Origin of the sequence: Aurantimonas sp. A2-1-M11 (genome assembly GCF_036549475.1) — a bacterium.
In the GTDB taxonomy this organism is placed as follows: Bacteria; Pseudomonadota; Alphaproteobacteria; order Rhizobiales; family Rhizobiaceae; genus Aurantimonas.
On record NZ_JAZHLI010000005.1, the window covers coordinates 24,937 to 48,505 of the forward strand.

Consider the following 23,569-nt stretch of genomic DNA (forward strand, 5'->3'; position numbering starts at 1 on the left):
TCTCGTCCGCCATGGCCTCTACAGAAGCGGGCGGTCGGGATCAATATTGCGGCCGGTCAGCAATTCTTATGCCGTGAATGACTTTCCGTGATGACGGAAATCCTCAGCTCTCGCGCGGCGCGTCGGCAAGCCGGGCCCGCACCGCCGTGACCACCGCCTCGGCGGTGATCCCGAAATGCTCGTAGAGCTGCGGCGCCGGGCCCGACGCACCGAAGCCGGTCATGCCGACGAAGATGCCGGTGCGGCCGATGAACTGATCCCAGCCCTGTCGCACGCCGGCCTCGATGGCGACCTTCAGCCCGCCATTGTCGAGCATGGCGCTGCGATATTCCGGGCTCTGCCGCTCGAAGAGTTCGACGCAGGGGACCGACACGACGCGGGTGGGCACGCCGTCGGCCTCCAGCACGGTGCGGGCGGCCAGGGCGATCTGCACTTCCGAACCGGTGGCGTAGATCGTCACGTCGGCGTCGCCGGAGGTCGAACTGATCTCGTAGGCGCCGCGGGCGCTCTTGTTCTCGTCGTGCTGGTCGAGCCGCAGGGTCGGCAGGTTCTGACGGCTCAGCGCCAGGACCGAAGGCGCCGAGCGCGATTCCAGCGCCAGCTGCCAGCATTCCAGCGTCTCCACCGCGTCGGCCGGACGGAACACCTGCATGTTCGGCATGGCGCGCAGGGAGGCCAGATGCTCGACCGGCTGATGGGTCGGGCCGTCTTCGCCGAGGCCGATGGAATCATGGGTCATGACATAGACGACCCGCAGTCCCATCAACGCCGACAGGCGCATGGCGCCGCGGGCATAGTCGGAAAACACCAGGAAGGTGCCGCCATAGGGGATGATGCCGCCATGCAGAGCCAGGCCGTTCATGGCCGCCGCCATGCCGTGCTCGCGGATGCCATAATGAATGTAGCGGCCGGCATAGTCGCCGGGCGTGATCGCCTTGGTCTGGCTGGTCAGGGTGTTGTTGGAGCCGGTCAGGTCGGCCGAGCCGCCGATCGTCTCGACGACGACCGCGTTGAGCACTTCCAATGCGAGTTCCGACGCCTTACGGGTGGCGATCTCGGGACGCTCCTCGTTGAAGCGCCGCTTGCAGCGCTGCAGCGCCTGAGTAAAGCCGCTCGGCAGGTCGCCCCGCATCCGGCGCTCGAATTCGCCGCGGGTTTCGGCATCGACCGCGGCGAAGCGACGTTCCCATTCCTTGCGGTGGCTCGATGAACGCAGACCGGCAAGGCGCCAGCGGTCGAGAATCGCGGCCGGGACCTCGAAGGGTTCGTGATGCCAGCCTAGGGCCTCGCGCGTCGCTGCGATCTCCTGTGCGCCCAGCGGCGCGCCATGGGCCTTGGCACTGCCGGCCTTCGTCGGGGCGCCCTGGCCGATGGTGGTCTTGCAGGCGATCAGGGTCGGCCGGTCGCTGGCCTGAGCGGCGGTGATCGCCTCGGCGATGGCGTCCGGATCGTGGCCGTCGCAGCGCAGCGTGTTCCAGCCACAGGCCGCAAAGCGCGCCGGCTGATCGGTGGAATCGGCCAGGGCGATGTCGCCGTCGATGGTGATGCCGTTGTCGTCCCACAGGACGATCAGCTTCGACAGGCGCAAATGGCCGGCCAGGGCGATCGCTTCCTGGCTCAGCCCTTCCATCAGGCAGCCGTCGCCGGCCAGCACATAGGTCCGGTGATCGACGATCTCGTCGCCGAAGCGGGCATTCATGATCCGCTCGGCCAGCGCCATGCCGACGGCGTTTCCGAGACCCTGGCCGAGCGGGCCGGTGGTCGTCTCGATGCCTTCGCAATGATTGTATTCGGGGTGGCCGGCAGTCTTGGAGCCGAGCTGGCGGAAGGCCTTGAGGTCGTCGATGCCGACGCCGTCATAGCCGAGCAGAAAGAGCAGGCTGTAGAGCAGCATCGAGCCATGGCCCGCCGAAAAGACGAAGCGGTCGCGATCGGCCCATTGGGTGGCGCGGGGATCGAAGGTGAGGAACCGGGAAAACAGCACCGTGGCGATGTCGGCTGCGCCCATGGGCAGGCCGGGATGGCCGGAGCCGGCTGCTTCCACCGCATCGGCCGACAGGAAGCGTATGGCATTGGCCATATCGCGGTGCGTGTCGGGTGACGTCATGGTTCTGCTCCGGTAGCGCTGGGGTCCGTGCGTTCCGGCGGCGCCGAGACCGGCGGCAGACATCATACGGGCAACGTGCTGTCAACAAAGGCGAGGTCGCAGGCCGCGACGCAGGCCGGCGCGGATCTCGGCGTCATGCCGCTTCACGCGGTTTCCGGGATCGCCGAACAGGGCGACGCCAGCAAAACTTCGTGGCGAAGTGATTGCGTGACCGGAAAATCGCCTGCACTTTCCGTGGCGATGGTTTCGTGCTCCACATGGACATTCGCTGGCAAGGGTCGGCGGGACATGATGGAAATGCGTTTGGGGCCGGCCTGTGCCGGTCACGAGAGGAGAAAGTGCCATGTCGTCCGACGAGGGTTTCGAGGCGGCGCAGCTGCGCCTTCGAACCGCGATCCAACGATTGGACGATCTTGTCGACATGCGCCGCGAGCGGGACGCCGCGGTCCGCGACGCGGAGGTCGAGATTCAGCGAATGACCGCCGATCGCGGCCGCCTGGCCAAGGAACTGGATACTGCGCTCGCCCGGGGCGAACGGCTCGATCGCGCCAACAGGGAAGTGTCGCGACGGCTCGTCGATGCGATGGAGCGCGTACGCTCGGTCCTCGATCGGCACAAGTCAGCGTAAGCGGGAGAGCGTCGCATGCCCCAGGTAGTCGTGACCATCGACGACAAGACCTATCGCATGGCCTGCGGGGATGGCGAGGAAGCCCATCTGACCTCGCTCGCCAAGGAGGTCGACCGCAAGATCGCCGGCTTGCGTGGCAATTTCGGCCAGATCGGCGACCTGCGGCTGACCGTGATGGCGGCGATCATGGCAACCGACGAACTGACCGAGGCGCGGCGGCGGATCGCCGAGCTGGAATCCGGCCTGGCGGAACGAGCGGCGCAGACGGGCCAATCCGAAGACAGCTTCCGGGTGGAGCGGTCGCGCTTCGTCGAGACCCTCAACGAGGCAGCGGCGTCGCTGGAGCGGATCGGCGCCCATCTTGCCGAAGGTTAGGGTCGACGGCTGATCCCATCCCCAGGAGGATTGCTGCGGCACGGCATGGCGCTACATCCTCGCGTCATGGGACCTCATTCGCTCCAAGTGCGCTGCCGCAGACGGGCCGCCCGGCTCCTGCCGCTGGCGGCCGCGATGGTCCTGTCCGGTTGTGCGGCAGTCCTCAACGCGGCGACAAGCGGCGAGGGCTACGGCGTCGTCAGCGACATCCGCTACGGCACAGGCGAGCGCGGCACCTACGACCTCTACATTCCGGCAACGGTGACCGAGACGACGCCGCTGGTCGTCTTCCTCTATGGCGGCAGTTGGGAATCGGGTGACAAGGAGACCTATCTCTTCGTCGGCCAGTCGCTTGCGAGTGACGGGATCATCGTTGCCATCCCCGACTACCGGCTTTATCCCGAGGTGCGCTTCCCCGGCTTCGTCGAGGACGCGGCAGAAGCCACCGCAAGGATCATGACCACCGTGCGCGGCGGCGCCTATGGCATGCCGGGCGGGCCGCATCCGGTGTTCCTGATGGGCCATTCGGCGGGGGCGCAGATTGCCGGTCTGCTGGCGACCAATGGCGACTGGCTGTCTGGCGAGGGGCAGTCGCCCTCGGATCTGACTGGCTTCATCGGCCTTGCCGGACCCTATGATTTCCTGCCGCTGAGCGAGGAGCGCTACAAGAGCATCTTCCCGCAGGAAACGCGCACGGCCAGCCAGCCAGTGAATTTCGTCGATGGCGACGAACCGCCGATGCTGTTGATCGCCGGCGCGGACGACACCACGGTCAAGCCGCAGAACACCCGCTCGCTGGCCGCCAGGGTCCGCGCGCAGGGCGGCGAGGCCACCGACATCATCTATCCAGGCGTCGATCACATCGGAGCAATCACCTCTTTTGCGACCGCCCTGCCGCTCGCCGACGAGACGATCCGCGACCGCACGCTCCTGTTCATTCGCGAGCGCAGCCATCAGGAGCCGGCACAATGAGTGATCTGTCGGGCTATCAAGTCCGGTCCCCGCCCGGGACGATGCCGCTGGTCGGACGATCGGTGACCGTGGCGCCGATCGTCGACGAGCGCCACTTCGCCGACCTCTTCGCCGCCTACGGCCAGCCGGAGAACGAGAGCCTCTACGATTACCTGCCCTACGGGCCCTTCGCGGAGCAGGCCGCGTTCGGCGAATGGGCAAGCCGCGTTTATCTGGCGGGCGACATGCTCTTCCATGCGCTGGTTCCCGCGACGAGCGGCCGGGCGGAGGGCGTGGCGGCGCTGATGCGGATGGACCGGCCGAACGGCGTCATCGAGATCGGCCATATCTGCCTGGCACCGTCGCTGAAGCGCACCGTGGCGGCGACGGAGGCCTTCTTCCTGATGATGGGCCGGGTGTTCGACGAACTCGGCTACCGGCGCTTCGAATGGAAGTGCGACGATGGCAATGGGCCGTCGAAACGCGCTGCCGAGCGGCTCGGCTTCACATTCGAGGGCCTCTTCCGCCAGCACATGATCGTCAAGGGCCGCAATCGGGACACGGCGTGGTTCGCCATGCTCGACAGCGAGTGGCCGGCGCTGGATGCCAGCTTCCGCGCATGGCTCGCGCCGGACAATTTCGACCCGGACGGCCGGCAACGGCGCAGCCTCGGCGAGTTACGCCGAGACCTGGCCCGCAGCCGCTGATCAGGCCGATTGGGCGAAAAAGAACCGCAGCATCTCCCGGCTGGCGTCGGGACCGTTCGGATCGGTATAGGAGCCGGCCGAATCGCCGCCCGACCAGGCATGCCCAGCGCCCTTGATGGTCCAGTTCTCCAGCACGGTCCGCCCATTCGCATCCCTGTGGACTGTGCGCTGGTAGGCGACGTTGCCGTCGGACCGTCCGTATTCGTTCGTCGTTCCCAGATCATTGCCGGCGCCGGCCTGGGCGATCACCTGGTCGGCGTTGAGCGGATGCACCGTCTTGTCGCCATCGCCGTGGAAGACGATGGTAGGGACGATCTCGCCGGACACAGGCACCGTGGGGACGCCGCCACCCTGCATGGCCGAGAAGGCCGACGTCATGTCGCGGGCTGCGCCGCAGGCGAGCCCGGAATGCACACCGACGGCTGCATAGAGATCCGGGTACACGGCACCCATGATCGCCGCGGCTGCGCCGCCCGCCGACAGGCCCGCGACATAGACGCAACCGGCATCTACCGCATGGTCGGCCATGATCTGCCGGGTAATGCCGGCGATCAGCGAGGGTTCGCCGCGGTCGCGCATCTGGTCGGCGGCGGAAAACCAGTTCCAGCACTTCTGGATATTCGCGGATTTGGACTGCGCGGGGTAGGCGACGAGGAAGCCCTGTTCCTCGGCCAGTTCGTTCATCCGCGTGCCGGCGGCGAAATCGTCGGGAGACTGGGTGCAGCCGTGCAGCATCACCACCAGCGGCACTGGCCCGGTCGGGAGGGTGGCCGGCACGTAGAGCTTGTAGTCCCGGCTGCCGGCCGTGCTGCTGAACTTGCGGGCGAGAAACTGCGCGCCGTCCGGCACCGGCTTGCCGCGGGCCGGCTTGCTTTTCCTGGCGCGGGCCTGGGGCGCCGCAGAGGTTGCGGCCTGACTGAACACCGTCTTGAGGATCGATCGCGCCGCATCACCGGGAAGGGGCATTGCGCCGCCATTTGAGTCCGGGCGCCCCGTTTCGGACGCGGCGGACGTGTCGCGGTTCCCTGTGCGCAGCAGCGCCATGGCCTGCCGCAACTGGCCGCGGCGGGTCAGGCGTGTGACTTCCGCCATTTCGGACTGGGAGGGAATGTGCATGAACTCGATCCTTTGCGCCGTCTTGCCGGCAACCATCGGATTCTCCACGGTCCTGACGGCAGGCGATCGAAGGTGATCGCCCGACATTCGCCGGTCCGCTGGAGTTGCAAAGGGTCTCATTCGCCCTTTCCCATCCGTTGCATCGTTAAATGGAAGGGGCAGGTGAAAGGTTCAATGCTTTGATGCTGCATTGCAACAAAACGTGCGGACCGGAAGACAGGCGGCGTCTGCCCTCGGCTTCAAGGATCGCGAGCGGCGGCGGGACGACCCTTGTCCGGAGGGCGTGCGGAGGATCCCCGCGCGGCACTGGGGAATCGATCAGCCGCGGGCGCGCACGATGGTGACCATCGCCTCGGACGGATAGATCGATTCGTACAGGACGCCATCGCCCGGCATGAAGCGCAGCAGGGTCTGTCCGTCCCCATCCGCCAGTTCGAGCGAACCGTCGCCGTCCGACCGCCACAGGGCGACGTTCCGCAGATCCGGCGAGCCGGCACAGTCGGGTCCGATCGGGGCAGGGGCGAAATGCCGATCGGCCCGCTCCGGCGGCGCCATCCTGCAGGTCACGCCGCTGCGCAGATCGATGAGCCGGATGGCGGTAGGGCGCGTGGTATCGACGGTCGCAGGGGCGATCGATGCCGTGGTCATCGGATCCAGCCGGGCGTCGATCACCGTTGCGCCGGTGATGCTGTCCGACGTCGGTGCCAGGGCGCCCTGCAGATGCGCGATGATGACGGCGGCGACGATGCCCGCGCCGAGAGCGGTTGCGGCGAAGTTCATGGACGGGCCTTTTTCTTCGTCAGGGCCCATTATGACGCCAACAACCTTAAGCGAAGGTTGATATCGGATATCCGGCTTAGGAAATCATTCAGGTCTGGTTCGGCACCGCACCCTGTCCGGTGTGCGGTGCCAAGGAAATCAGCTTCGGCGAGTGATGCCGGCCTCGACGGATTCGGGGACCGGGGTGACCGGCGCACGCCCCGAGAACCATTCCATCAGGTTCGAAACGACCAGCTTGCCCATCTCGCCGCGGGTATGGCGCGAGGCCGAGCCGACATGGGGCAGGAGCACCGTGTTCGGCAGGGCCTTGAGCCGCTCGGGGACATGCGGCTCCTTTTCGAAGACGTCGAGGCCGGCGGCCCGGATCGTGCCGTTCTCCAGGGCCTCGATCAGCGCCGGCTCGTCGACAGTGGTGCCGCGGCCGATATTGACCAGGATGCCGTCGGAGCCGAGCGCCTTCAGCACGTCGGCATTGACCGCCTTCTCCGTGGATGCGCCGCCGGGCGCCGCGATGATCAGCGTGTCGACCGACCTGGCCAGGCTCAGGAGGTCACCATGATAGGGATAGGCGACGTCGTCCCGCTTGGAGCGGTTGTGATACTCGATCTTGACGTCAAACGCCTCCAGGCGCCGGGCGATGGCCAGGCCGATGCGGCCCAGCCCCATGATGCCGGCGGTGCGCCCGCGCAGGGTCGTCTGGGTCAGCGGATAGGGGCCTTCGCTCTCCCACTTGCCGTCGCGCAGATGGCGCTCGGCCGCGCAGAGTTCGCGCGTGGTCATCAGGACGAGGGCCAGGGTGATGTCGGCGACTTCCTCGGTGAGGACCTCCGGCGTGTTGGTGACGACGACGCCCTTCTCGGTGGCGTGGACCGTGTCGACGCCGTCATAGCCGACGCCGAAATTGGCAATCAGCTCGAGATTGGGAAGCGCGTCGATCATCGAGGCCGGCACCGCGCCCATCTGGGCAATGCCGCGAACTGCCTGCCGGCGTTCTTCGGGCAGGTCATCGAAGTCGCGTCCGGCGAGATGCTCCACGTCGAAGGTCGCCTTCAGCGTGTCCAGCGTGTCGGGGTTCATCTTGCCGGGTACCAGCACGGTGATGGCGGCCAGGTCTGACATGAATGCTTCCTCTCTTGCTTGTTGTTCGTTCGTGTTCCGGTGGAGACAATCGGCGCCGGCTCAGTCCGGCCAGGCGTAGTCGCAGGACTGGCGGACCCGAAGCTCGGGGGTGATGAGGATGGTCTCGGCGGAGGCCGGCTGTCCGGCCAGCCGGGCCAGCAGCGCCTCGGCTGCACGGCGGCCGACCTCGCTCTGGCCGTTCGACACCGTGCAGAGCGGCGGTGTCGCGATCGCCGCCTCGTCGATGTCGTCATAGCCGGTGACCGCGATGTCGACGCCGGGTCGCAGCCCGGCCCGCGACAGGCCGTACATGAAGCCGAGGGCGACGAGATCGGAGAAACAGGCGGCGGCGGTCGGCCGGTTCTCGATGGCCAGGAAGGTCGGTGCCGCGTCGAAGCCGGAATGGCGGTTGCGCGGACCCTCGATGCGCCATTCGGACCGAAAGGTGATGCCGGCGCGCTCGAGCGCCGCCAGATATCCGGCTTCACGATCGCGACCGGTGGATGTCAGCGCGGTGCCGCCGATCATGGCGATGCGCCTGTGGCCGCGCGCGACCAGATGGTCGACCGCCAGGCCCATGCCGTAGGCATCGTCACCGCGAAAGCCCAGGACGCCCGAACCCTCGACCGTGCGGGCGATCAGAGTCACCGGCAGATCGTTCTCCTCGGCAAGGTGGATGTCGCTGGCCGGCGTGCCGATCGCCGGCGACAGGATCAGCCCGTCGGCGCCGAGCTGCAGCAGCGTGTCGACGAAGGACCGCTGCTTGGCGAGGTCGTCATGGTGGTTGCACAGGATGAAGGTCTGGCGTTGCCGGTCGAGTTCGTTCTCCACCGACTTCAGGATCTCGCCGAAGAACGGGTTCATGATGTCGTGGACACAGACCCCGACAATTCCCGAGCGAGAGGTGCGCAGCGACGCGGCGCGGCGATTGTAGATGTAGCCGAGGTCGCGGGCGGCGCATTTGATCCGCCCGCGGGTGACCTCGGCCACCAGCGGGCTGTCGCGCAGCGCCAGCGAGACCGTCGCCGTCGACAGGCCCAGCGATTCGGCAATCGTGGAAAGTTTGACCTTTTGCGCCACTTACGCGGGCCCCTCCCGATGCCCAGCCGATCTATGGCCCAGACTCGTCGCCACGCAAAGCCCGCGGGCGCTATTGCCGAGAGGCGAGGCGTCGTCAGTCATTGTCCTCGGCGGCGGATCTGGCGGCGGCGGGCAGGGTGCTCGCGCCATCGAGATTGGCGGTGACGCGCTCCAGCAGCTTGCGCAAGGCCTTGCGTTCCTTGTTGGAAAAGCCCTTCAGCGCTTCGCGTTCGATCCGCTTGCGGGACTTGCCCACCGCATCGACGATGGCCGCGCCGCGCTCTGTGAGGTGTGCGTGGTTCTGACGACCGTCGCTGTCGGACAGGCGCTTCTCGACCAGACCCTGGGACGCCAGCCGCGTCACGGTCTTGGTGATGGTGGGCGGGCGCACGGACAGGCGTTCGGCGAGATCGCGCAACGAGATCCCGTCCTCCTCGCCGATCGCGAGAAGGACGGCGTCCTGGCCCGGATAGACGTCGATCTGCGCCAGCCGCTGGGACAGGGCCGTGCGGGCGCTGCGCGCCGCAAGGCTGAGCTGCGTCGTCACGGAGCGTTTTCCGGATTTCTTGCCAGACATGGAACCCCGATCCGATTTCCCGAGGGCAAAATGACGAAGCCCCGCTATGTTGTCCACCTTGTTGGCCGCTGGGCGGCGGCTTGTCGAGCCTTCAGGAGAAATGATGCGGCGTCGCTACGAGGAGATGACAACGACGGAGATCAGCGCGACGGGCGCGGATCTGGCCGATGCCGTCGCCGTCGTGCCGATCGCGGCCATCGAGCAGCACGGGCCGCATCTGCCGCTGGGAACCGACGCCATGCTGGCGGACGCCATGGTGGAGGCGGTGATCGCGCGCCTGCCTGAGGACCGGCCGGTGACGTTCCTGCCGACGCTGCGGATCGGCAAATCGGCCGAACATGGCGGATTTGCCGGGACGCTCAGCCATGAATGGCACACCGCGACGACGGCGCTCATCGAGGTCGGTGCCGGGCTTGCTGCGGCCGGGTTCCGCCGGCTGGTGATCGTCAACGCCCATGGCGGCAACACGCCGGTGATGGATACCGCCGCGCTGGAGCTGCGCCGGCGCCACGGATTGCTGGTTGCCACCGCCTCGTGGCTGCGCTTCGGCTATCCGGCGGGGCTGCTGCCGGCGGAAGAAATCGCGTCCGGCATCCATGGCGGCGCGGTCGAGACGTCGCTGATGCTGCATTTTCGTCCAGACCTCGTGCGCCGGGATGCGATCGCCGCCTTCGATTCGCTGCAGGACAAGCTCGCAGGCACCGCGACTCATCTGCGGGCCCATGGCCGGATCGGCTTCGGCTGGATGGCCGGCGACCTGAACCCGGCCGGCGTGGTGGGCGACGCGCGACTGGCGACGGCGGAGATCGGCGCAGCCATCGCCGCCCACCAGGCCGAAGCCTTCACGCCCTTCCTGGACGACGTTCTCGCCTTCGATCTGGCGCGCCTCGCCTGATCGCGGCGTTCCGCAACCCCCAAAGGACACACCGGCACCCCTCGTGCATTCCTGCCTGACGGCGCCTATATCCTGCCCGACCCAAGACGGAGGCTTTCCATGTCCGATACGCCCAGCGCGACGCCCGACCAGATTCCCGTGACCGTCCTCACCGGCTATCTCGGCTCGGGCAAGACAACCCTTCTCAACCGCATCCTCTCGGAAGATCACGGGAAGCGCTATGCCGTCATCGTCAACGAGTTCGGCGAGATCGGCATCGACAACGACCTGATCGTGGAATCCGACGAGGAGATCTACGAGATGAACAACGGCTGCGTGTGCTGCACGGTGCGCGGCGATCTCGTGCGCGTCGTGGAAGGGCTGACCCGTCGCAAGGGCCGCTTCGATGCGATCATCGTGGAGACCACCGGCCTCGCCGATCCGGTGCCGGTGGCGCAGACCTTCTTCATGGACGAGGACGTGCGGTCGAAGACGCAGCTCGACGCGGTGATCGCGCTGGTCGATGCCAAGCACCTGCCGCTGCGGCTGAAGGATTCGCGCGAAGCCGAGGACCAGATCGCCTTCGCCGACGTCGTGCTCCTCAACAAGACCGATCTCGTCACGCCGGACGAACTGGCCGCCGTGGAAGCGACCGTGCGGGCGATTAACCCCTATGCCGTCATCCATCGCACGGAGCGCGCCGGCATCGACCTGAAGCGCGTGCTGGGGCAGGGGGCGTTCGACCTGAAGCGGGTGCTCGACGCCGATCCGGCGTTCCTGGAGGAAGCGAGCCATGCCCACGACCACGCCTGTGGTCCCGACTGCGACCATGATCACCACCACCATCATCATGACGACGGGCACGACCATGCCGGGCACGACCATGCGGGCCACGATCATGGCCATCGCCACCATGGCGAGGTCGCCGCGCTGCACGACGTGACCGTGACCTCGGTGTCGCTGCGCGGCGGCGCGCTGGATCCCAAGAAGTTCTTTCCCTGGATCCAGGCGCTCACCCAGGAGCAGGGCCCGAACATCCTGCGTCTCAAGGGCATCATCGCCTTCGAGGACGATCCGGAGCGCTACGTGATCCAGGGCGTCCACATGATCGTCGAGGGCGACCACCAGCGCCCCTGGCGCGAGGACGAGGCGCGGCAGAGCCGGCTGGTGTTCATCGGCCGCAATCTGGATGCCGACGAGCTGTCGGCCGAGTTCGAGGCGTGTGCCGCCCGCCAGCGGGCCGATGCCTGATGGCGTCCATTGCGTCCTATGATTTCGGCGAGTTCGTCGAAACGGCCGTGTTCCTGAAGGACCAGCCGGTCTTTGCGATCGCCGACGGAACGGTGCGGTTTCCAGCCGGCGGCGACCGCACCGTGGAAGCTCATGCCGGTGGCATCCTCACCGCACGGCTGGACCGCTATGCGCCGCGCCTCCTGACCGGGGGCGAGGACGGTCGGGTCGTCGCCATATCCGCCGACGCCACTACGCAGGAGATCGCCGATATCGGCCGCAAATGGATCGATGCGGTGGCCGGCGGGCCGAAGGACACCGTGGGCTTTGCGTCCGGCAAGACCGCCTATGTGCGGCTCGGCAGCGGCGAACTGAAGGAGACCCGGCACGAGCGCACCGTAGAGGACATCGCCTTCGCGCCCAAGGGTGTGCGCGCGGCGATCGCCCATTACGACGGTGCCTCGATGTTCTTTCCCGCCACCGGCGCAGCGCCATCCCTGCTGGACTGGAAGGGCGCGCATCTGGGCGTCGACTTCTCGCCGGACGGACGGTTCCTCGTCACCACCATGCAGGAGAACGCCCTGCATGGCTGGCGCGTCGAGGACGGCAAGCACATGCGGATGACCGGCTATCCGTCCAAGGTGAAGGACTGGTCGTGGTCGGCGAAGGGCAAGTTCCTGGCCACCTCGGGGGCGCCGGCGGCGATCTTGTGGCCGTTTTCCGGCAAGGACGGCCCGATGGGCAGGGCGCCGCTGGAACTGGGCACCCGCGGCGATACCATGGTGACCGCTGTCGCCTGCCACTCGGCCGAGGACATGATGGCGATCGGCTACGGCGACGGCATGGTGCTGGCCGTGCGCTTCGCCGATGCCAAGGAGGCGCTGCTGCGCCGCGGCGGCGCAAGCGCAGTCCGCACGCTGGCCTGGGACACCAAAGGCGAAAGGTTGGCCTTCGGCAGCGAAGGCGGCGAGGCCGGCATCATCGACATCGCGGGCTGAGCCCGGCAGGGATCTGCGGGCGCCATGCGCCGGCGCTCGCCTTGGCCGCTTCCGTCAGATCGCCTGTGGGTGGTCGCCGTCGGCCATGTCGTTGCTGATGTCTGCGGAGATCGTGCAGACGAGGCCTTCGGGGGCGTAGTTGATGGTCACCTGGCCGCCAAACTCGGCGGCCATGGCCTGTTCGATCAGGCGCGAGCCGAAGCCGCGTACCGACGGCTTTTCGACCGGCGGCCCGCCGGTTTCGCGCCAAGTGAAGGTCAGATGCTGCTGGCCCGACAGGTGGGCCAGTTCCCAGACGACCGTCACGCGGCCGACGTCATTGGACAGGGCGCCGTATTTGATCGCGTTGGTGGCGAGTTCGTGCAGTCCGAGCGCGAGGGCGAGGCTCTGGCGCGCCGTCAGCCTGAGATCGGGACCCGAAGCAAGGATGCGGCTGGAGTCGTCGGTGTAATGGGTCTTCAGCGAATTGGCGACGATGGCGGCGATCGGGGCCGAGGTCCAACTCGTCTGGGTCAGAATGTCGTGGGCATGGCCGAGCGCGATCAGCCGCGCAGAGAAGGCCGCCAGCCCGTCCTGCACGTTCGCCGCGCGGCGCAGCGTCTGATTGGCCAGCGCATTGACCATGGCCAGTGTGTTCTTGACCCGGTGCTGGAGTTCGCGCGTCAGCAGAAGCTGGCGTTCCTCGGCCTGCTTCTCGTCGGTGACGTCCCGCACGGCACCCACGAAGCGGGTGGTCGCGCCATTCTCGACGATGGTCTGGCCATTGGCCTTGACGTGGCGCGTGACCCCGTCCTCGTGGCCGATCGTGCGGTAGACGATATCGAAGATGCCGTCCGAATCCGGCTCGAGGACCTTGGCGACGGACGCGTCGACATGGTCCCGGTCGTCGGGATGCAGACCCTCGAGAAAGCTCGTCTCGTAGGTAACCGGGATGTCGGGTGAAATGCCGAAGATTGCCCGGCAGCGATTGTCCCAGATCAGCGTGCCGGAGCGAGTGTCGAAGTCGAAGGTGCCAATCTGCGCCGCCTCCTGGGCGAGCCGCAGGCGGGTCTCTGTCTCGATCAGCGTCTGCTCGGCGCGGCGGCGCTGGCTGAATGCCCAGGTCCGATTCAGTACTTCGCGGATGAAGGCGATTTCCTCGTCCGCCCACGGTCGCGGCTTGCTCGAATGCAGGTAAAGCAGAACCTTGACCGCGTTGTTCTCGATCACCGCGATATTGACCAACGAGCGCACCTGGATCCCGGCCCAGGCCGCGGCCTGTTCCTGCGTCGGCGAATAATCGGCGGTGTCCGCGATGACGACGATGCCGGTATGCAGTTCGTCGAGGAATTGCTGGCCGTATCTGGCAAGGGGATAGCGTCCCGACAGAGGCGTGGAGCGGCCGTCGTTCCACTCGCCCAGGATGCGGGCCGACATGTCCTGCGCATCGACCATGGCGTAGCCGACGCGGCAGACGCCCAGCGTCTCGCCGAGAATCTGGAGGGCCTTGTGCGTGGCGCTGCCGGCGCCTTCGCTGCGGGCGAGTTCGTCGCTCAGCCGCAGCAGCGTGGCCTGCCGGATTTCGCGCGCCCGTTCGATCGTGCGGTCGACGATCGCGCCGGGCAGCCGGACGGCGCGGCCTTCGGAATTGGAGAAGCAGCGCCCACGGGCGAAGATCCAGTGGACGTCGCCATTCTGGTCGACGGTCCGGTATTCCTCCGCCAGACACCCGCAGGTCTCGACCACGGCGGCGACGGCTGCCGAGACACGTTCGCGGTCGTCGGGATGAATGCCGGCGATGAAGTCGGCGATCGGCAGGCCTTTCTCGCCCTGTTCGGGGTCGAGACCATACATCCGGGTGAAGCGCGAATCGGCGTAGACGACGTCGCCGACAATGTCCCAGTCCCAGGTTCCGACAAGGTCGGAGGCTTCGAGGGCGAGCCGCAGCCGCTCGCGGCTGGCTTCCAACTCGTCGCGTTCGGCGACCTCGCGCGTCTTGTCGCGCAGGATCTTCAAGAAGCCGGCGGGCTCGTCGTCGTCGCCCAGCAGCGGCATCATCTCGCCATTGGCGAAGAACCGCGTGCCATCGGCGCGCTGATGCCAGCGATTGTCATGCGCCTTGCCGCGTTCCAGCGAGAGACGCATTTCCTCTTCGGGAATGCCGGCCTCGATGTCTTCCGGCGTGAAGATCCTGGCGATCGGCTGGCCGATCATGTCCGCTGCGGTCCAGCCGAGCACCTTTTCCGCGGCGTCGTTCCAGGTGGAGACCCGGCCATCGAGGTCGGAGACGATGATGGCGTGGTCGACCGCGCTCTCGACGATCAGGCGATAGCGCGCTTCCGTGCTGTGCAGCGTCCGCTTGAGTGAGGCGATTTCCTCGCGGGCAGAGGCGAGTTCTTGGTCCTCGCCAGGATGGCGTTCCGCCATGCTCCGGCGAAGCCGTTCATTCTCTGCCAGGGCCGCGGTCAACCGATCTTCATCTGCGAATGCCATGCCGCTCCATCCGCACACCGGAGGCCGACGGAGGGAATGCTCCCTCGTCTGTTTCTCGTACGTTCCTGCGTATCGCATTTCCAGGGTAGTCGGACAAGCAACCAATTTTGACAAAGCGCTGCAATTTCACGACAATTTGCTGCTTCTTCGACGATTGTGCAGCGCGGTCAAGCGACTGCGCGCATGGCCTTCCGGCCTCTCGAATTCACTGCGCTCACGAGACGTCCTGCCGCCGTGACGGCCCCGGATGCGCCATGCAGATGACCGGCAACGAGTTCCAGCGCCAGGAAGCGGCGGGGCTCGAAGGGGCCGGGCATGGCCAGCATCGCCGTCGCGTCGGCCGAAAAGCCGAAACGGGCATAATATTCCGGATCGCCGACAAGCAGAATTGCCCGATGACCGAGCGTTGCGGCCTCGGCAATCGCGTGCCGCATCAGCGCGGCGCCGATGCCGGTCCCGGCCAGTTGCGGATCGACCGCCAGCGGGCCGAGAAGCAGCGCCGGGACGGGAGCACCGTCGCAGGTGCCGGCCAGGATGTCCCACAGCCTGACCGTGCCGATCAGCGCGCCGCCGGCGGTGGTGGCGGTGAAGGCCAGACCCTCGGCCGGCAGGCGGCCGCGGCGGATGGCTTCGGACGACTTGCGCTTGCGTCCTGGCCCCATGGCCCGGTCGAGCAGCGCCTCGCGGGCGCTCACCTGACCGGCGTGTTCGGCGCCGATGGCGAACAGCCGGGCGGCATCCTCGAAGGCAGCGGCGTGCGGAAATGCGGACATGAAGACCCCCACGAGACGAAAGGAGGCGAACGGGAGCGGAGCCGAAGATCGGGCGGCGCGGTGACAATCCCGGCGCCGCAGCGCCGGGTCAGCTTCGGAGTTCCAGGCTCCGTCGTCGGGTATGGGCTCTCACAACCGCCTCAGATCACGTAGGACCGCAACGGCTCGAAGCCGTTGAACGCCACCGAGGCGTAGGTGGTCGTGTAGGCGCCGGTGCCCTCGATCAGCACCTCGTCGCCGACCGTCAAAGCGAGCGGCAGCGGGTAGGGGGTCTTCTCGTACAGCACGTCCGCCGAGTCGCAGGTCGGGCCGGCGATCACGCAGGGCGCGGTCGCCCCGCCGTCATGCCGCGTCACGATCGGATAGCGGATCGCCTCGTCCATGGTCTCGGCCAGGCCCCCGAACTTGCCGATGTCGAGATAGACCCAGCGGTTGGCATCCGTATCGGACTTCCTGGAGACCAGAACGACCTCGGCCTTTACGACGCCCGCGTCGCCGACCATGCCGCGGCCGGGCTCGATGATCGTCTCCGGCAGACGATTGCCGAAGTGCTTGCGCAGGCTCGCGAAGATGGCGCGGCCATATTCGGCGGCCGCCGGAACGTCCTTGAGATAGCGCGTCGGAAAGCCGCCACCCATGTTGACCAGCGTCAGCACGATGCCCTTCTCGGCCAGTGCCTCGAAGACGAAGCGCGCATCGGCGATCGCCGCATCCCAGGCGCCGGTGTCGGTCTGCTGGGAGCCGACGTGGAAGGAGACGCCGGTGGCCACGAGACCGAGGGCGGTGGCGTGGACGAGCACGTCGATCGCCATGGCGGGCACGCAGCCGAACTTGCGCGACAGCGGCCATTCGGCGCCCTCGCCATCCGTCAGGACGCGGCAGAACACACGGGCGCCGGGCGCGGCGCGGGCAACCTTCTCGACTTCCTCGACGCAGTCGACGGCGAACAGCGATACGCCGAGCGCGTGGGCGCGGGCGATGTCGCGCTCCTTCTTGATCGTGTTGCCATAGGAGATGCGCCGCGGCGTGGCGCCGGCTTCCAGCGCCATCTCGATCTCCGCGACCGAGGCGCAGTCGAAGTTCGAGCCGAGGCCGGCCAGGAGCTTCAGCACTTCCGGAGCCGGGTTGGCCTTCACTGCGTAGAAGATTGCCGAATCCGGCAGCGCCTTGCGGAAGGCGTTGAAGTTGTCCTCGACGATGTCGAGATCGACGATCAGGCAGGGACCGTCCGGGCGTCGGGTGGCGAGGAAATCGAGGATGCGCTGCGTGGCCATTGGGTCTCTCCCAGGGTCCCGGCCTTCAATGACCGGGCAATCGATGGTGTGCGCAAGCACGAGCCCGCGCTGGCCGCCGAAAAGGCTGCCGCAGCGGTCCCTTGCGAGACGCGACGATGACCGGCTGGACGCGCTACGCGCCGCGACCGGGTAAAGTCTGCCATGGATTGGAGGGCTTGGACCCGCCGCACTTCAGGCAATGATGGTGTGCCTCTTCAGTTTTCCCGGTGGTGGAGACCAGGAGAGACCAGAAAGGCCCGGACCGTCGTTGCTTCAAGGCGTCCACGATTTCGCCAGCAGCGAAACCGACTGGATCTTCAGATCCAGGTACCGTCCCGGCAACCCTCGCATTCGAGGACCGGGGGACGCCCACAGGCACGTGCGACTTGGGGCAAGCGCAGAACTATGCTTCGGATTCGTCATATGCAAGAGGAAAAACGGCTGCAGTTGATTTTTGATCGCGTCCGATCAAGGAAGGGTGCCGGCCGCCGTTCGGCAGCAGCGATGCCAAGCCTGGAGAAGGTGCACCATGGATACTCTGACGCGGATGCGCGCCTTCATATCGGTCGTCGAAAATGAGGGGTTCTCGGCGGCGGCGCGCAAGACCGGGCGCTCCAAGGCGCTCCTGTCGAAATATGTCCGCGAACTGGAAGACGAGCTCGGCGCGCTGCTGATCAACCGCACGACGCGGCAGATCGCGCTGACCGCGGCCGGAGAGGTCTATCTGTCGCGCGCCTCGGCCATCCTGTCGGATCTCGAAAGCCTGAACGAGGAAGCCCGCGAGGCGACCGGCGAGGCGAAGGGCACGATCCGGGTTTCGGCAGCTCGCACCTTCGGCGACGCCGAACTCGGGCTCAGCCTCGTCGATTTCGCCAAGGAGCACCCGGACATCGGGCTCGACATCCATCTGGACGACAGCTTCGTCAACCTGGTGGAGGAGGGCTTCGACGTCGCGATCCGCATGACCCGCCTGGCCGATTCGGCGATGATCGCCCGCCGGCTGGCCTCGCTCGACTTCGCCATCGTGGCGAGCCCCGAATTGCTGCAGCGGCTGGGCCGCCCCAACCATCCCTCGCAGATCGCTGGCTATCCGGCCGTGATCGATTCCAATTCGCGGATGTTCTCCAACTGGATCTTCCGCGATCCGCAGACCAAGGAGACGATCCCGGTGACGGTCTCCGGTCAGTTCACCGCCAACAGCCCGGTGACGGTGCGGGCGGCCGCGATCGCGGGGCTCGGCTTGGCGCTCAGCCCGACCTTCGTCGTGCGGCGGGATCTGGAAAGCGGAAAACTGGTGACGGTGCTTGACGACTACATGCCGAGCGAGGCCGGCATCTACGCCGTCTTCCCGCATCGCCGCCACCTGCCGGCGCGGGTCCGGCTGTTCGTCGACTATCTCGCCAACTGGTTCAAGAAGTGCGATTCCCGCCGCGCCGAGGGCATCCGGTGCGACGAGCGTGTGTGAGGTTTTCGCCGGCGGAGCCATCGTCGCGCACACGGTGTCGGGTGGTCGGCTTTACCGATGATTCAGCGATGACGGCGTAGTCTCGCCGTCATGCGTCACCGAGCCTTCCTCGCCGCTTTCGCGGCTGTCGTCATCATCGCCCTGTCGTCGCCCGCCTTCGCCATGGCGGCCGGCGGCAGCGCTGCCCGCGACATCAGTTTCGCGGCCGAGCACGACCCTGGCACGATCGTCATCCACACCGGCGAGCGCAAGCTCTACCTCCTGACCGGCGGCGGCCGGGCGCTGGTGTACGACATCGCCGTCGGCAAGCCGAGCGAGCAATGGTTCGGCAAGAGCTGGGTGTCGAAGAAGCGCGAGCATCCGACCTGGACGCCGACGCCCTCGATGCGCCAGAAGAATCCGCGGCTGCCACAGTCGATCGGGCCCGGCCCGAAGAACCCCCTCGGCGAACGCGCCATCAATCTGGGCTGGGGCGCCTATCGGATCCACGGCACGAACTCCCCCAATTCGATCGGTCGCGCCGCGTCGTCGGGCTGCTTCCGGATGCGCAATGCGGACGTCAAGGATCTGTTCGAACGCGTCCATGTGGGCGCGCAGGTGATGGTCCTGCGCTGAGGCCACAGGCCTCACGAAAGCCGGTTGTTTCAAATTTCGGCCATGCTTGTCCTGTTCTGGTTGACGGGACTTCACGGGGGATGGCGATGATTGACCGAGGCTTGGCCGCTGCGCTGGCAGTGATGGCCGCCACACTGGCACCGGGGGCTGCGGCAGCCCATCCGCATGTGTTCGCCGAGGCCAAGGTCGAGATCGTCGGTGCGCCCGATGGTCAACTGGCCGCAATTCGCAATATCTGGCGCATGGACGAGCTGTTCTCGTCGTCCGTGCTCGTCGATTTCGACGCCAACGCCAATGGCCAGCTCGACGATTCCGAGCTCGTGGAAGTCGGTTCGGTCGTCAGGGAATCGATTGCCGAGTGGAATTTCTACACCTTCGTCCAGGCCGACGGAAAGACGGTGGAAATGTCGCCGCCGAACGAGATCCGCACCCTGTGGGAGAACGGCCAGCTGCTGATGTTCTTCGAGATGCCGGCCGGCGAAGCGGTCGATCTCGCCCGGTCCAAGCTCACGGTTTCCAATTTCGACGAGACCTTCTTCGTCGCCTTCATCTTCGAGAGTCAGGCGGATTTCCTGATGATCGACATGCCGGACACCTGCGCGAAAAACCTGGTGGTGCCGGATGAGGACGAGGCGGCCAAGCAGTGGATGGATTCGGTCGCCGGCCTCGGCCCCGACGAGACGATCCCGGACGACGGCGTGAATTATTCCCAGGCTCTGGCAACGCGGGTGGAGGTGTCGTGCGCAGCCGCCAGCTGATCCTTGCAGCGATCCTCCTCGCCGCCATGGCGGTTGAGCCGGCGCTGGCCAAATCCTCGCTCGGAATCGGCAGCGCTGAGGTGACTGCGCAGCCCTCGGGTGGTTTTCTTGGCGCCCTGTTCATCGAGATCGCGGTCTATCAGCGCCAGTTCTTCACCTCGCTCCGGCAGGCGCTGGTCGCGCTGAAGAGCGATGGCGCTGCGCTGCCCTTCCTCGTCGGATTGTCCTTCGTCTACGGCGTCTTCCATGCTGCGGGACCGGGCCACGGCAAGGCGGTGATCTCCGCCTACATGCTGGCCAACGAAGTGCAGCTGCGCCGGGGCATCGTCCTGTCCTTTGCGTCATCTCTGGTGCAGGCGCTGTCGGCGATCGTCGTCGTCGGGGCAGGCTGGTATCTGCTGCGCGGCACAGCGGTCTCGATGACCGACGCGACCGATGTTCTGGAGATTGCCTCCTATGGGCTGATCGCCGGGTTCGGGGCCTGGCTCCTCGTCCGCAAGCTGGTCCGGCTCGCGCGGGGGATGCGGCCCTTCGGTGGCGGCCTCGCTTTCGCACCGGCGGCCCGGTTCGGATCCGCCGGACGCGGCGCCACCGCCGGCGGCCTCGCCTTTGCGTCGCCGGATCGGGCCGAAGCCTATGCGAAGCCGCTGATGCGGCCCGCATCGGGAGGGTTCGCGGCGGAGGTCTGCACGGATGATGCGGAAAGCTGCGGTTGCGGGCGTTCCCACATGCCAGACCCGCAGGCGCTGAGCGAGCGAATGACATTCGGCTCCGCCGTGTCGGCGGTCGTCGCGGTGGGCCTGCGGCCGTGTTCGGGCGCGATCGTCGTCCTGACCTTCGCACTGGTCAACGGGCTGTATCTCGGCGGTATCCTGTCGGTCTTCGCCATGGCGCTCGGCACCGCGATCACCGTTTCCGCCATCGCCTGCCTTGCGGTCTTCGCCAAGGGCACGGCGCTGCGCCTTGGCGGGGGCGGCTCGCGCGGCCGCCTGATCGGCGCCGGCCTCGAAATCGCCGGTGCGCTGTTCCTGATGGTGGTCGGGCTGCTGCTGCTCGGCGGCGCACTGCAGACCGTCTAAGCCTGGCCGTTTGACAGGTCGGGCGACGCCTCTCTCCGCCTCGCCAGAGCCTGCAGGCGCGGCCTGATGCGCAGGAACTGCCGATACAGCCGCTCGAGCGCCCACAGGACGAACCGGTTGCGGGCGGCCAGTCCCAATGGCCGCAGGCGGGGGATCGCCCGCCACATGGCGGCGAAGGCGGCTGCGCCCGAGAGCACGTGGCCGTCCTCGCGGGCATGGAACCGCGCCAGCAGCGCGCCGCGGTCGATCGGGCAATCGGCGCCCTCGGAATCGACATCCACGAACCGGATCGCCTGCGCCGTGTCGAGCCGCTGCATCAGCGCGATCTCGCGGCGACAGAGCGGACAACCGCCATCGTACCAGACGGTCAGGTCGCTCATCGGGCCGCAGCGCTGCGCTGCGCCGCATGGGCCCGGCAGGCGTCGCCGAACGCCCTGAATATTGCGCCGGATGTCGCGTCGGTTTCGGCCCAGTATTCGGGGTGCCACTGGACGCCGAGCGCGAAGGCCTTGGCACCCTCGACCGACACCGCCTCGATGGTGCCGTCCGCCGCGCTCGCCTCGACGACCAGACCCTCCGCCAGTCGGTCGATCGCCTGGCGATGCAGCGAGTTCACCTGGATCTCGTCGTTGCCTACGATCCCGGCAAGCACGCCGCCTGGCGCCACCCTCACGGCGTGGCGCGTGGCGTAGCGCTCCCCCTGGTCCTTGTTGGGCGTCGCCCGATGATCCATGCGGCCGTCCATCTCCTGGACCTCCGTCGCCAGCGTGCCGCCCAGCGCGACATTCAGCTCCTGATGGCCGCGGCACACACACAGCATCGGCACGCCCGCCGCGAGGGCGCCGCGGATCATCGCCTCGGTCAGCCGGTCGCGATCAGGGTCGAAGGGCTCATGGGCCCGGCTCGGCGGCACGCCGTAGCGGTCGGGATGCACGTTCGACGCCGAACCGGTCATCAGCAGGCCATCGACGCGGCCGAGAAGCGCGTCGATGTCGAATTCCATCGAGAGCGCCGGGATGATCACCGGCGTCGCGCCCGCGACCCGGATCAGGGCCTTGAGATAGGTGTCCGGCGTCGCGTGCCAGTCGTAGTTCTCGAAACTGCGGACGTCGGCGGGCACGGCGACGAGGGGGGAGGCGGTCATGGATGGCCTTCGGCTGCGAGGTTTCCCGCCAGATAGGGTGGGAACGCGTGATTGTCGAATGGCCGCGCCGTCGCAGGGCGCCAAGCGCTGAGGGCTCGGATCCTGCGGCGGCAGCACCGGTTCTTTCGCTCTTCCTTGCAGTAAGATAATCAGTAAATATCGAGAAAAATGGTGTCTATGGGCATCTCGACTTGGGATTTTTCCGAATTATTCCGCGTGCGAACAATAAGGAGAGGATACGAATGGACCGCCGATCATTCATCAAGCAGGCTGGCGGCGCCGGCCTTGGCGCAGCCGCAGCGTCGACGCTCGCGGCACCGGCCATTGCCCAGGAAAGCCCGCAGCTCACCTGGCGCTGCACCTCGTCCTTCCCCAAGTCGCTCGATACGATCTACGGCGCCGCCGAAACCATGGCGCGCTCCATCAAGGGGGCATCCGACGGCAAGTTCGACGTGCAGGTCTTCGCATCGGGCGAGATCGTGCCCGGACTGCAGGCGGCGGACGCCGCCGCCTCCGGCACCACCGAGATGTGCCACACGGCGTCCTATTATTACTGGGGCAAGAACCCGGTCTACGCGCTGGCGACCGCGGTGCCCTTCGGCCTCAACGCCCGCCAGACCAACGCCTGGCTCTATTACGGCGACGGCAACCGGCTGATGAACGAATTCTTCGAGACCGAGGGGCTGTACGGACTGCCCTGCGGCAATACGGGCGTCCAGATGGGCGGCTGGTACCGCAAGGAGATCAACACGCTCGACGATCTCAAGGGCATGAAGATGCGGATCGGCGGCATGGGTGGCAAGATCATCGAGAAGCTCGGGGTGGTGCCCCAGCAGATCGCCGCCGGAGACATCTACCCATCGCTGGAAAAGGGCGTCATCGACGCGGCCGAATGGATCGGCCCCTATGACGACGAGAAGCTCGGTTTCGTGAAGGTCGCGCCTTTCTACTATTATCCCGGCTGGTGGGAAGGCGGGCCAGCGCTGCACACCATGATTAACCTGGAAAAGTGGAACGGTCTGCCCAAACACTATCAGGAGATCGTGCGCGCCGCATGCCAGGCGGCCAATTGCGACATGACGGCCTCCTACGACTACAAGAATCCGGCGGCGATCAAGAGCCTGGTGCAGCAGGGCGCGCAGCTGCGTCCGTTCAGCCAGGAAATCCTGCAGGCGGCCTATAACGCGTCCAAGGAGACCTATGCCGAGATTTCCGCCGAGAACCCGAAGTTCAAGGAGATCTACGAGAACCAGTTGGCCTTCAAGAAGGATGCCTTCCTCTGGGCCCAGCTCAGCGAATACACATTCGACACCTTCATGATGATCCAGCAGCGCAACGGCACGATGTAGCGTCAGGCGTTCCGACAGCAGCGGGCCCGGGGGGACAGCCGGGCCTGCCTCCATTGTGGCAGGGACGTACCGGAAGCAGACAGTCGGCGCGCACGAGG

Annotated in this window: 23 protein-coding genes; 12 read left to right on the forward strand and 11 right to left on the reverse strand. The window is 66.8% G+C overall.

Translation table 11 applies throughout. The features are described from left to right. Positions 1-103: 103 nt before the first annotated feature. Entirely contained in the window at positions 104-2,107 is a 2,004-nt protein-coding gene (tkt, locus tag VQ042_RS03465) for a transketolase (protein ID WP_331815584.1), read from the reverse strand. A gap of 343 nt (positions 2,108-2,450) precedes the next feature. Here tkt and VQ042_RS03470 point away from each other — a divergent pair, with 343 nt between their 5' ends. From VQ042_RS03470 to VQ042_RS03485, 4 genes are read left to right on the forward strand one after another with little or no spacing between them, the layout of a single operon-like run. Then, positions 2,451-2,735 carry a DUF4164 domain-containing protein gene (locus VQ042_RS03470; protein ID WP_331815587.1) on the forward strand — a complete coding sequence of 95 codons (285 nt, stop codon included), beginning with the start codon at positions 2,451-2,453 and terminating at the stop codon, positions 2,733-2,735. A 15-nt stretch (positions 2,736-2,750) separates the two neighbouring features. Further along, positions 2,751-3,110 carry a cell division protein ZapA gene (locus tag VQ042_RS03475; RefSeq protein WP_331815591.1) on the forward strand — a complete coding sequence of 120 codons (360 nt, stop codon included), beginning with the start codon at positions 2,751-2,753 and terminating at the stop codon, positions 3,108-3,110. A 45-nt stretch (positions 3,111-3,155) separates the two neighbouring features. Continuing rightward, positions 3,156-4,082, forward strand: a complete 927-nt coding sequence (locus tag VQ042_RS03480; RefSeq protein WP_331815594.1) for an alpha/beta hydrolase — start codon at positions 3,156-3,158, stop codon at positions 4,080-4,082. After that, the gene (locus tag VQ042_RS03485) at positions 4,079-4,768 is read left to right on the forward strand and encodes a GNAT family N-acetyltransferase (RefSeq protein ID WP_331815596.1); all 690 of its coding nucleotides are present in this window, start codon (positions 4,079-4,081) and stop codon (positions 4,766-4,768) included. Before VQ042_RS03480 ends, VQ042_RS03485 begins: the two co-directional genes overlap by 4 nt. Here VQ042_RS03485 and VQ042_RS03490 read toward each other — a convergent pair whose 3' ends face one another. The 5 genes from VQ042_RS03490 to VQ042_RS03510 all read right to left on the reverse strand — a co-directional run bounded on the left by VQ042_RS03490 (position 4,769) and on the right by VQ042_RS03510 (position 9,410). Then, on the reverse strand, positions 4,769-5,884 hold the full coding sequence (locus tag VQ042_RS03490) for an extracellular catalytic domain type 1 short-chain-length polyhydroxyalkanoate depolymerase (RefSeq protein ID WP_442880022.1): 1,116 nt from the start codon (positions 5,882-5,884) through the stop codon (positions 4,769-4,771). A 318-nt stretch (positions 5,885-6,202) separates the two neighbouring features. Beyond that, positions 6,203-6,664, reverse strand: a complete 462-nt coding sequence (locus VQ042_RS03495) for a hypothetical protein (protein WP_331815601.1) — start codon at positions 6,662-6,664, stop codon at positions 6,203-6,205. Between the two features lie 138 nt (positions 6,665-6,802). Beyond that, positions 6,803-7,783: a 2-hydroxyacid dehydrogenase gene (locus VQ042_RS03500; protein ID WP_331815604.1), complete on the reverse strand. Its 981-nt coding sequence runs from the start codon at positions 7,781-7,783 to the stop codon at positions 6,803-6,805. A 60-nt stretch (positions 7,784-7,843) separates the two neighbouring features. After that, complete coding sequence (locus tag VQ042_RS03505) at positions 7,844-8,863, reverse strand: LacI family DNA-binding transcriptional regulator (protein ID WP_331815606.1); 1,020 nt, start codon at positions 8,861-8,863, stop codon at positions 7,844-7,846. A gap of 94 nt (positions 8,864-8,957) precedes the next feature. Next, the gene (locus VQ042_RS03510; RefSeq protein ID WP_331815608.1) at positions 8,958-9,410 is read right to left on the reverse strand and encodes a MarR family winged helix-turn-helix transcriptional regulator; all 453 of its coding nucleotides are present in this window, start codon (positions 9,408-9,410) and stop codon (positions 8,958-8,960) included. Positions 9,411-9,543: 133 nt separating this feature from the next. Between VQ042_RS03510 and VQ042_RS03515 the strand changes: the two genes are divergently transcribed. From VQ042_RS03515 to VQ042_RS03525, 3 genes are all read left to right on the forward strand, one after another. Next, complete coding sequence (locus VQ042_RS03515; RefSeq protein WP_331815610.1) at positions 9,544-10,335, forward strand: creatininase family protein; 792 nt, start codon at positions 9,544-9,546, stop codon at positions 10,333-10,335. A gap of 99 nt (positions 10,336-10,434) precedes the next feature. Next, positions 10,435-11,565 (forward strand): CobW family GTP-binding protein, encoded by a 1,131-nt coding sequence (locus tag VQ042_RS03520; protein WP_331815613.1) that lies wholly within the window; start codon positions 10,435-10,437, stop codon positions 11,563-11,565. Further along, positions 11,565-12,542 carry a WD40 repeat domain-containing protein gene (locus VQ042_RS03525; RefSeq protein ID WP_331815616.1) on the forward strand — a complete coding sequence of 326 codons (978 nt, stop codon included), beginning with the start codon at positions 11,565-11,567 and terminating at the stop codon, positions 12,540-12,542. Before VQ042_RS03520 ends, VQ042_RS03525 begins: the two co-directional genes overlap by 1 nt. A gap of 54 nt (positions 12,543-12,596) precedes the next feature. Here VQ042_RS03525 and VQ042_RS03530 read toward each other — a convergent pair whose 3' ends face one another. From VQ042_RS03530 to VQ042_RS03540, 3 genes are all read right to left on the reverse strand, one after another. Beyond that, a complete protein-coding gene (locus VQ042_RS03530; protein WP_331815618.1) occupies positions 12,597-15,014 on the reverse strand; it encodes a PAS domain-containing sensor histidine kinase in 2,418 nt (805 codons plus the stop codon). A 167-nt stretch (positions 15,015-15,181) separates the two neighbouring features. Next, on the reverse strand, positions 15,182-15,787 hold the full coding sequence (locus VQ042_RS03535; protein WP_331815620.1) for a GNAT family N-acetyltransferase: 606 nt from the start codon (positions 15,785-15,787) through the stop codon (positions 15,182-15,184). A 140-nt stretch (positions 15,788-15,927) separates the two neighbouring features. After that, the gene (locus tag VQ042_RS03540; protein ID WP_331815622.1) at positions 15,928-17,061 is read right to left on the reverse strand and encodes a type III PLP-dependent enzyme; all 1,134 of its coding nucleotides are present in this window, start codon (positions 17,059-17,061) and stop codon (positions 15,928-15,930) included. Positions 17,062-17,590: 529 nt separating this feature from the next. Here VQ042_RS03540 and VQ042_RS03545 point away from each other — a divergent pair. The 4 genes from VQ042_RS03545 to VQ042_RS03560 all read left to right on the forward strand — a co-directional run bounded on the left by VQ042_RS03545 (position 17,591) and on the right by VQ042_RS03560 (position 20,978). Next, a complete protein-coding gene (locus VQ042_RS03545) occupies positions 17,591-18,526 on the forward strand; it encodes a LysR family transcriptional regulator (protein WP_331815624.1) in 936 nt (311 codons plus the stop codon). Between the two features lie 90 nt (positions 18,527-18,616). Beyond that, positions 18,617-19,141 carry a L,D-transpeptidase gene (locus tag VQ042_RS03550; RefSeq protein WP_331815626.1) on the forward strand — a complete coding sequence of 175 codons (525 nt, stop codon included), beginning with the start codon at positions 18,617-18,619 and terminating at the stop codon, positions 19,139-19,141. Positions 19,142-19,227: 86 nt separating this feature from the next. After that, positions 19,228-19,899, forward strand: a complete 672-nt coding sequence (locus tag VQ042_RS03555; protein WP_331815628.1) for a DUF1007 family protein — start codon at positions 19,228-19,230, stop codon at positions 19,897-19,899. Beyond that, positions 19,881-20,978, forward strand: coding sequence for a nickel/cobalt transporter (locus VQ042_RS03560; RefSeq protein ID WP_331815631.1), 1,098 nt, complete (start codon positions 19,881-19,883; stop codon positions 20,976-20,978). Before VQ042_RS03555 ends, VQ042_RS03560 begins: the two co-directional genes overlap by 19 nt. On the opposite strand, the gene VQ042_RS03565 is transcribed toward VQ042_RS03560, so the two are convergent. Both VQ042_RS03565 and VQ042_RS03570 read right to left on the reverse strand, forming a co-directional pair. Then, positions 20,975-21,358: a thiol-disulfide oxidoreductase DCC family protein gene (locus VQ042_RS03565; RefSeq protein WP_331815634.1), complete on the reverse strand. Its 384-nt coding sequence runs from the start codon at positions 21,356-21,358 to the stop codon at positions 20,975-20,977. The two genes, VQ042_RS03560 and VQ042_RS03565, sit on opposite strands and share 4 nt — an antisense overlap. Then, positions 21,355-22,122, reverse strand: coding sequence for a gamma-glutamyl-gamma-aminobutyrate hydrolase family protein (locus tag VQ042_RS03570; RefSeq protein WP_331815637.1), 768 nt, complete (start codon positions 22,120-22,122; stop codon positions 21,355-21,357). The genes VQ042_RS03565 and VQ042_RS03570 overlap by 4 nt, the downstream gene beginning before the upstream one ends. 242 nt (positions 22,123-22,364) lie before the next feature. On the opposite strand from VQ042_RS03570, the gene VQ042_RS03575 reads away from it, so the two are divergent. Further along, positions 22,365-23,471, forward strand: a complete 1,107-nt coding sequence (locus tag VQ042_RS03575; RefSeq protein WP_331815640.1) for a TRAP transporter substrate-binding protein — start codon at positions 22,365-22,367, stop codon at positions 23,469-23,471. Positions 23,472-23,569: the final 98 nt, after the last annotated feature.

What these genes read in the sequence shown, in the direction of transcription:
- tkt (WP_331815584.1), bottom strand. Translation starts at nt 2,107, where the DNA reads ATGACGTCACCCGACACGCACCGCGATATGGCCAATGCCATACGCTTC.
- VQ042_RS03470 (WP_331815587.1), top strand. Translation starts at nt 2,451, where the DNA reads ATGTCGTCCGACGAGGGTTTCGAGGCGGCGCAGCTGCGCCTTCGAACC.
- VQ042_RS03475 (WP_331815591.1), top strand. Translation starts at nt 2,751, where the DNA reads ATGCCCCAGGTAGTCGTGACCATCGACGACAAGACCTATCGCATGGCC.
- VQ042_RS03480 (WP_331815594.1), top strand. Translation starts at nt 3,156, where the DNA reads ATGGCGCTACATCCTCGCGTCATGGGACCTCATTCGCTCCAAGTGCGC.
- VQ042_RS03485 (WP_331815596.1), top strand. Translation starts at nt 4,079, where the DNA reads ATGAGTGATCTGTCGGGCTATCAAGTCCGGTCCCCGCCCGGGACGATG.
- VQ042_RS03490 (WP_442880022.1), bottom strand. Translation starts at nt 5,884, where the DNA reads ATGCACATTCCCTCCCAGTCCGAAATGGCGGAAGTCACACGCCTGACC.
- VQ042_RS03495 (WP_331815601.1), bottom strand. Translation starts at nt 6,664, where the DNA reads ATGAACTTCGCCGCAACCGCTCTCGGCGCGGGCATCGTCGCCGCCGTC.
- VQ042_RS03500 (WP_331815604.1), bottom strand. Translation starts at nt 7,783, where the DNA reads ATGTCAGACCTGGCCGCCATCACCGTGCTGGTACCCGGCAAGATGAAC.
- VQ042_RS03515 (WP_331815610.1), top strand. Translation starts at nt 9,544, where the DNA reads ATGCGGCGTCGCTACGAGGAGATGACAACGACGGAGATCAGCGCGACG.
- VQ042_RS03520 (WP_331815613.1), top strand. Translation starts at nt 10,435, where the DNA reads ATGTCCGATACGCCCAGCGCGACGCCCGACCAGATTCCCGTGACCGTC.
- VQ042_RS03525 (WP_331815616.1), top strand. Translation starts at nt 11,565, where the DNA reads ATGGCGTCCATTGCGTCCTATGATTTCGGCGAGTTCGTCGAAACGGCC.
- VQ042_RS03530 (WP_331815618.1), bottom strand. Translation starts at nt 15,014, where the DNA reads ATGGCATTCGCAGATGAAGATCGGTTGACCGCGGCCCTGGCAGAGAAT.
- VQ042_RS03535 (WP_331815620.1), bottom strand. Translation starts at nt 15,787, where the DNA reads ATGTCCGCATTTCCGCACGCCGCTGCCTTCGAGGATGCCGCCCGGCTG.
- VQ042_RS03540 (WP_331815622.1), bottom strand. Translation starts at nt 17,061, where the DNA reads ATGGCCACGCAGCGCATCCTCGATTTCCTCGCCACCCGACGCCCGGAC.
- VQ042_RS03545 (WP_331815624.1), top strand. Translation starts at nt 17,591, where the DNA reads ATGGATACTCTGACGCGGATGCGCGCCTTCATATCGGTCGTCGAAAAT.
- VQ042_RS03550 (WP_331815626.1), top strand. Translation starts at nt 18,617, where the DNA reads ATGCGTCACCGAGCCTTCCTCGCCGCTTTCGCGGCTGTCGTCATCATC.
- VQ042_RS03555 (WP_331815628.1), top strand. Translation starts at nt 19,228, where the DNA reads ATGATTGACCGAGGCTTGGCCGCTGCGCTGGCAGTGATGGCCGCCACA.
- VQ042_RS03565 (WP_331815634.1), bottom strand. Translation starts at nt 21,358, where the DNA reads ATGAGCGACCTGACCGTCTGGTACGATGGCGGTTGTCCGCTCTGTCGC.
- VQ042_RS03570 (WP_331815637.1), bottom strand. Translation starts at nt 22,122, where the DNA reads ATGACCGCCTCCCCCCTCGTCGCCGTGCCCGCCGACGTCCGCAGTTTC.
- VQ042_RS03575 (WP_331815640.1), top strand. Translation starts at nt 22,365, where the DNA reads ATGGACCGCCGATCATTCATCAAGCAGGCTGGCGGCGCCGGCCTTGGC.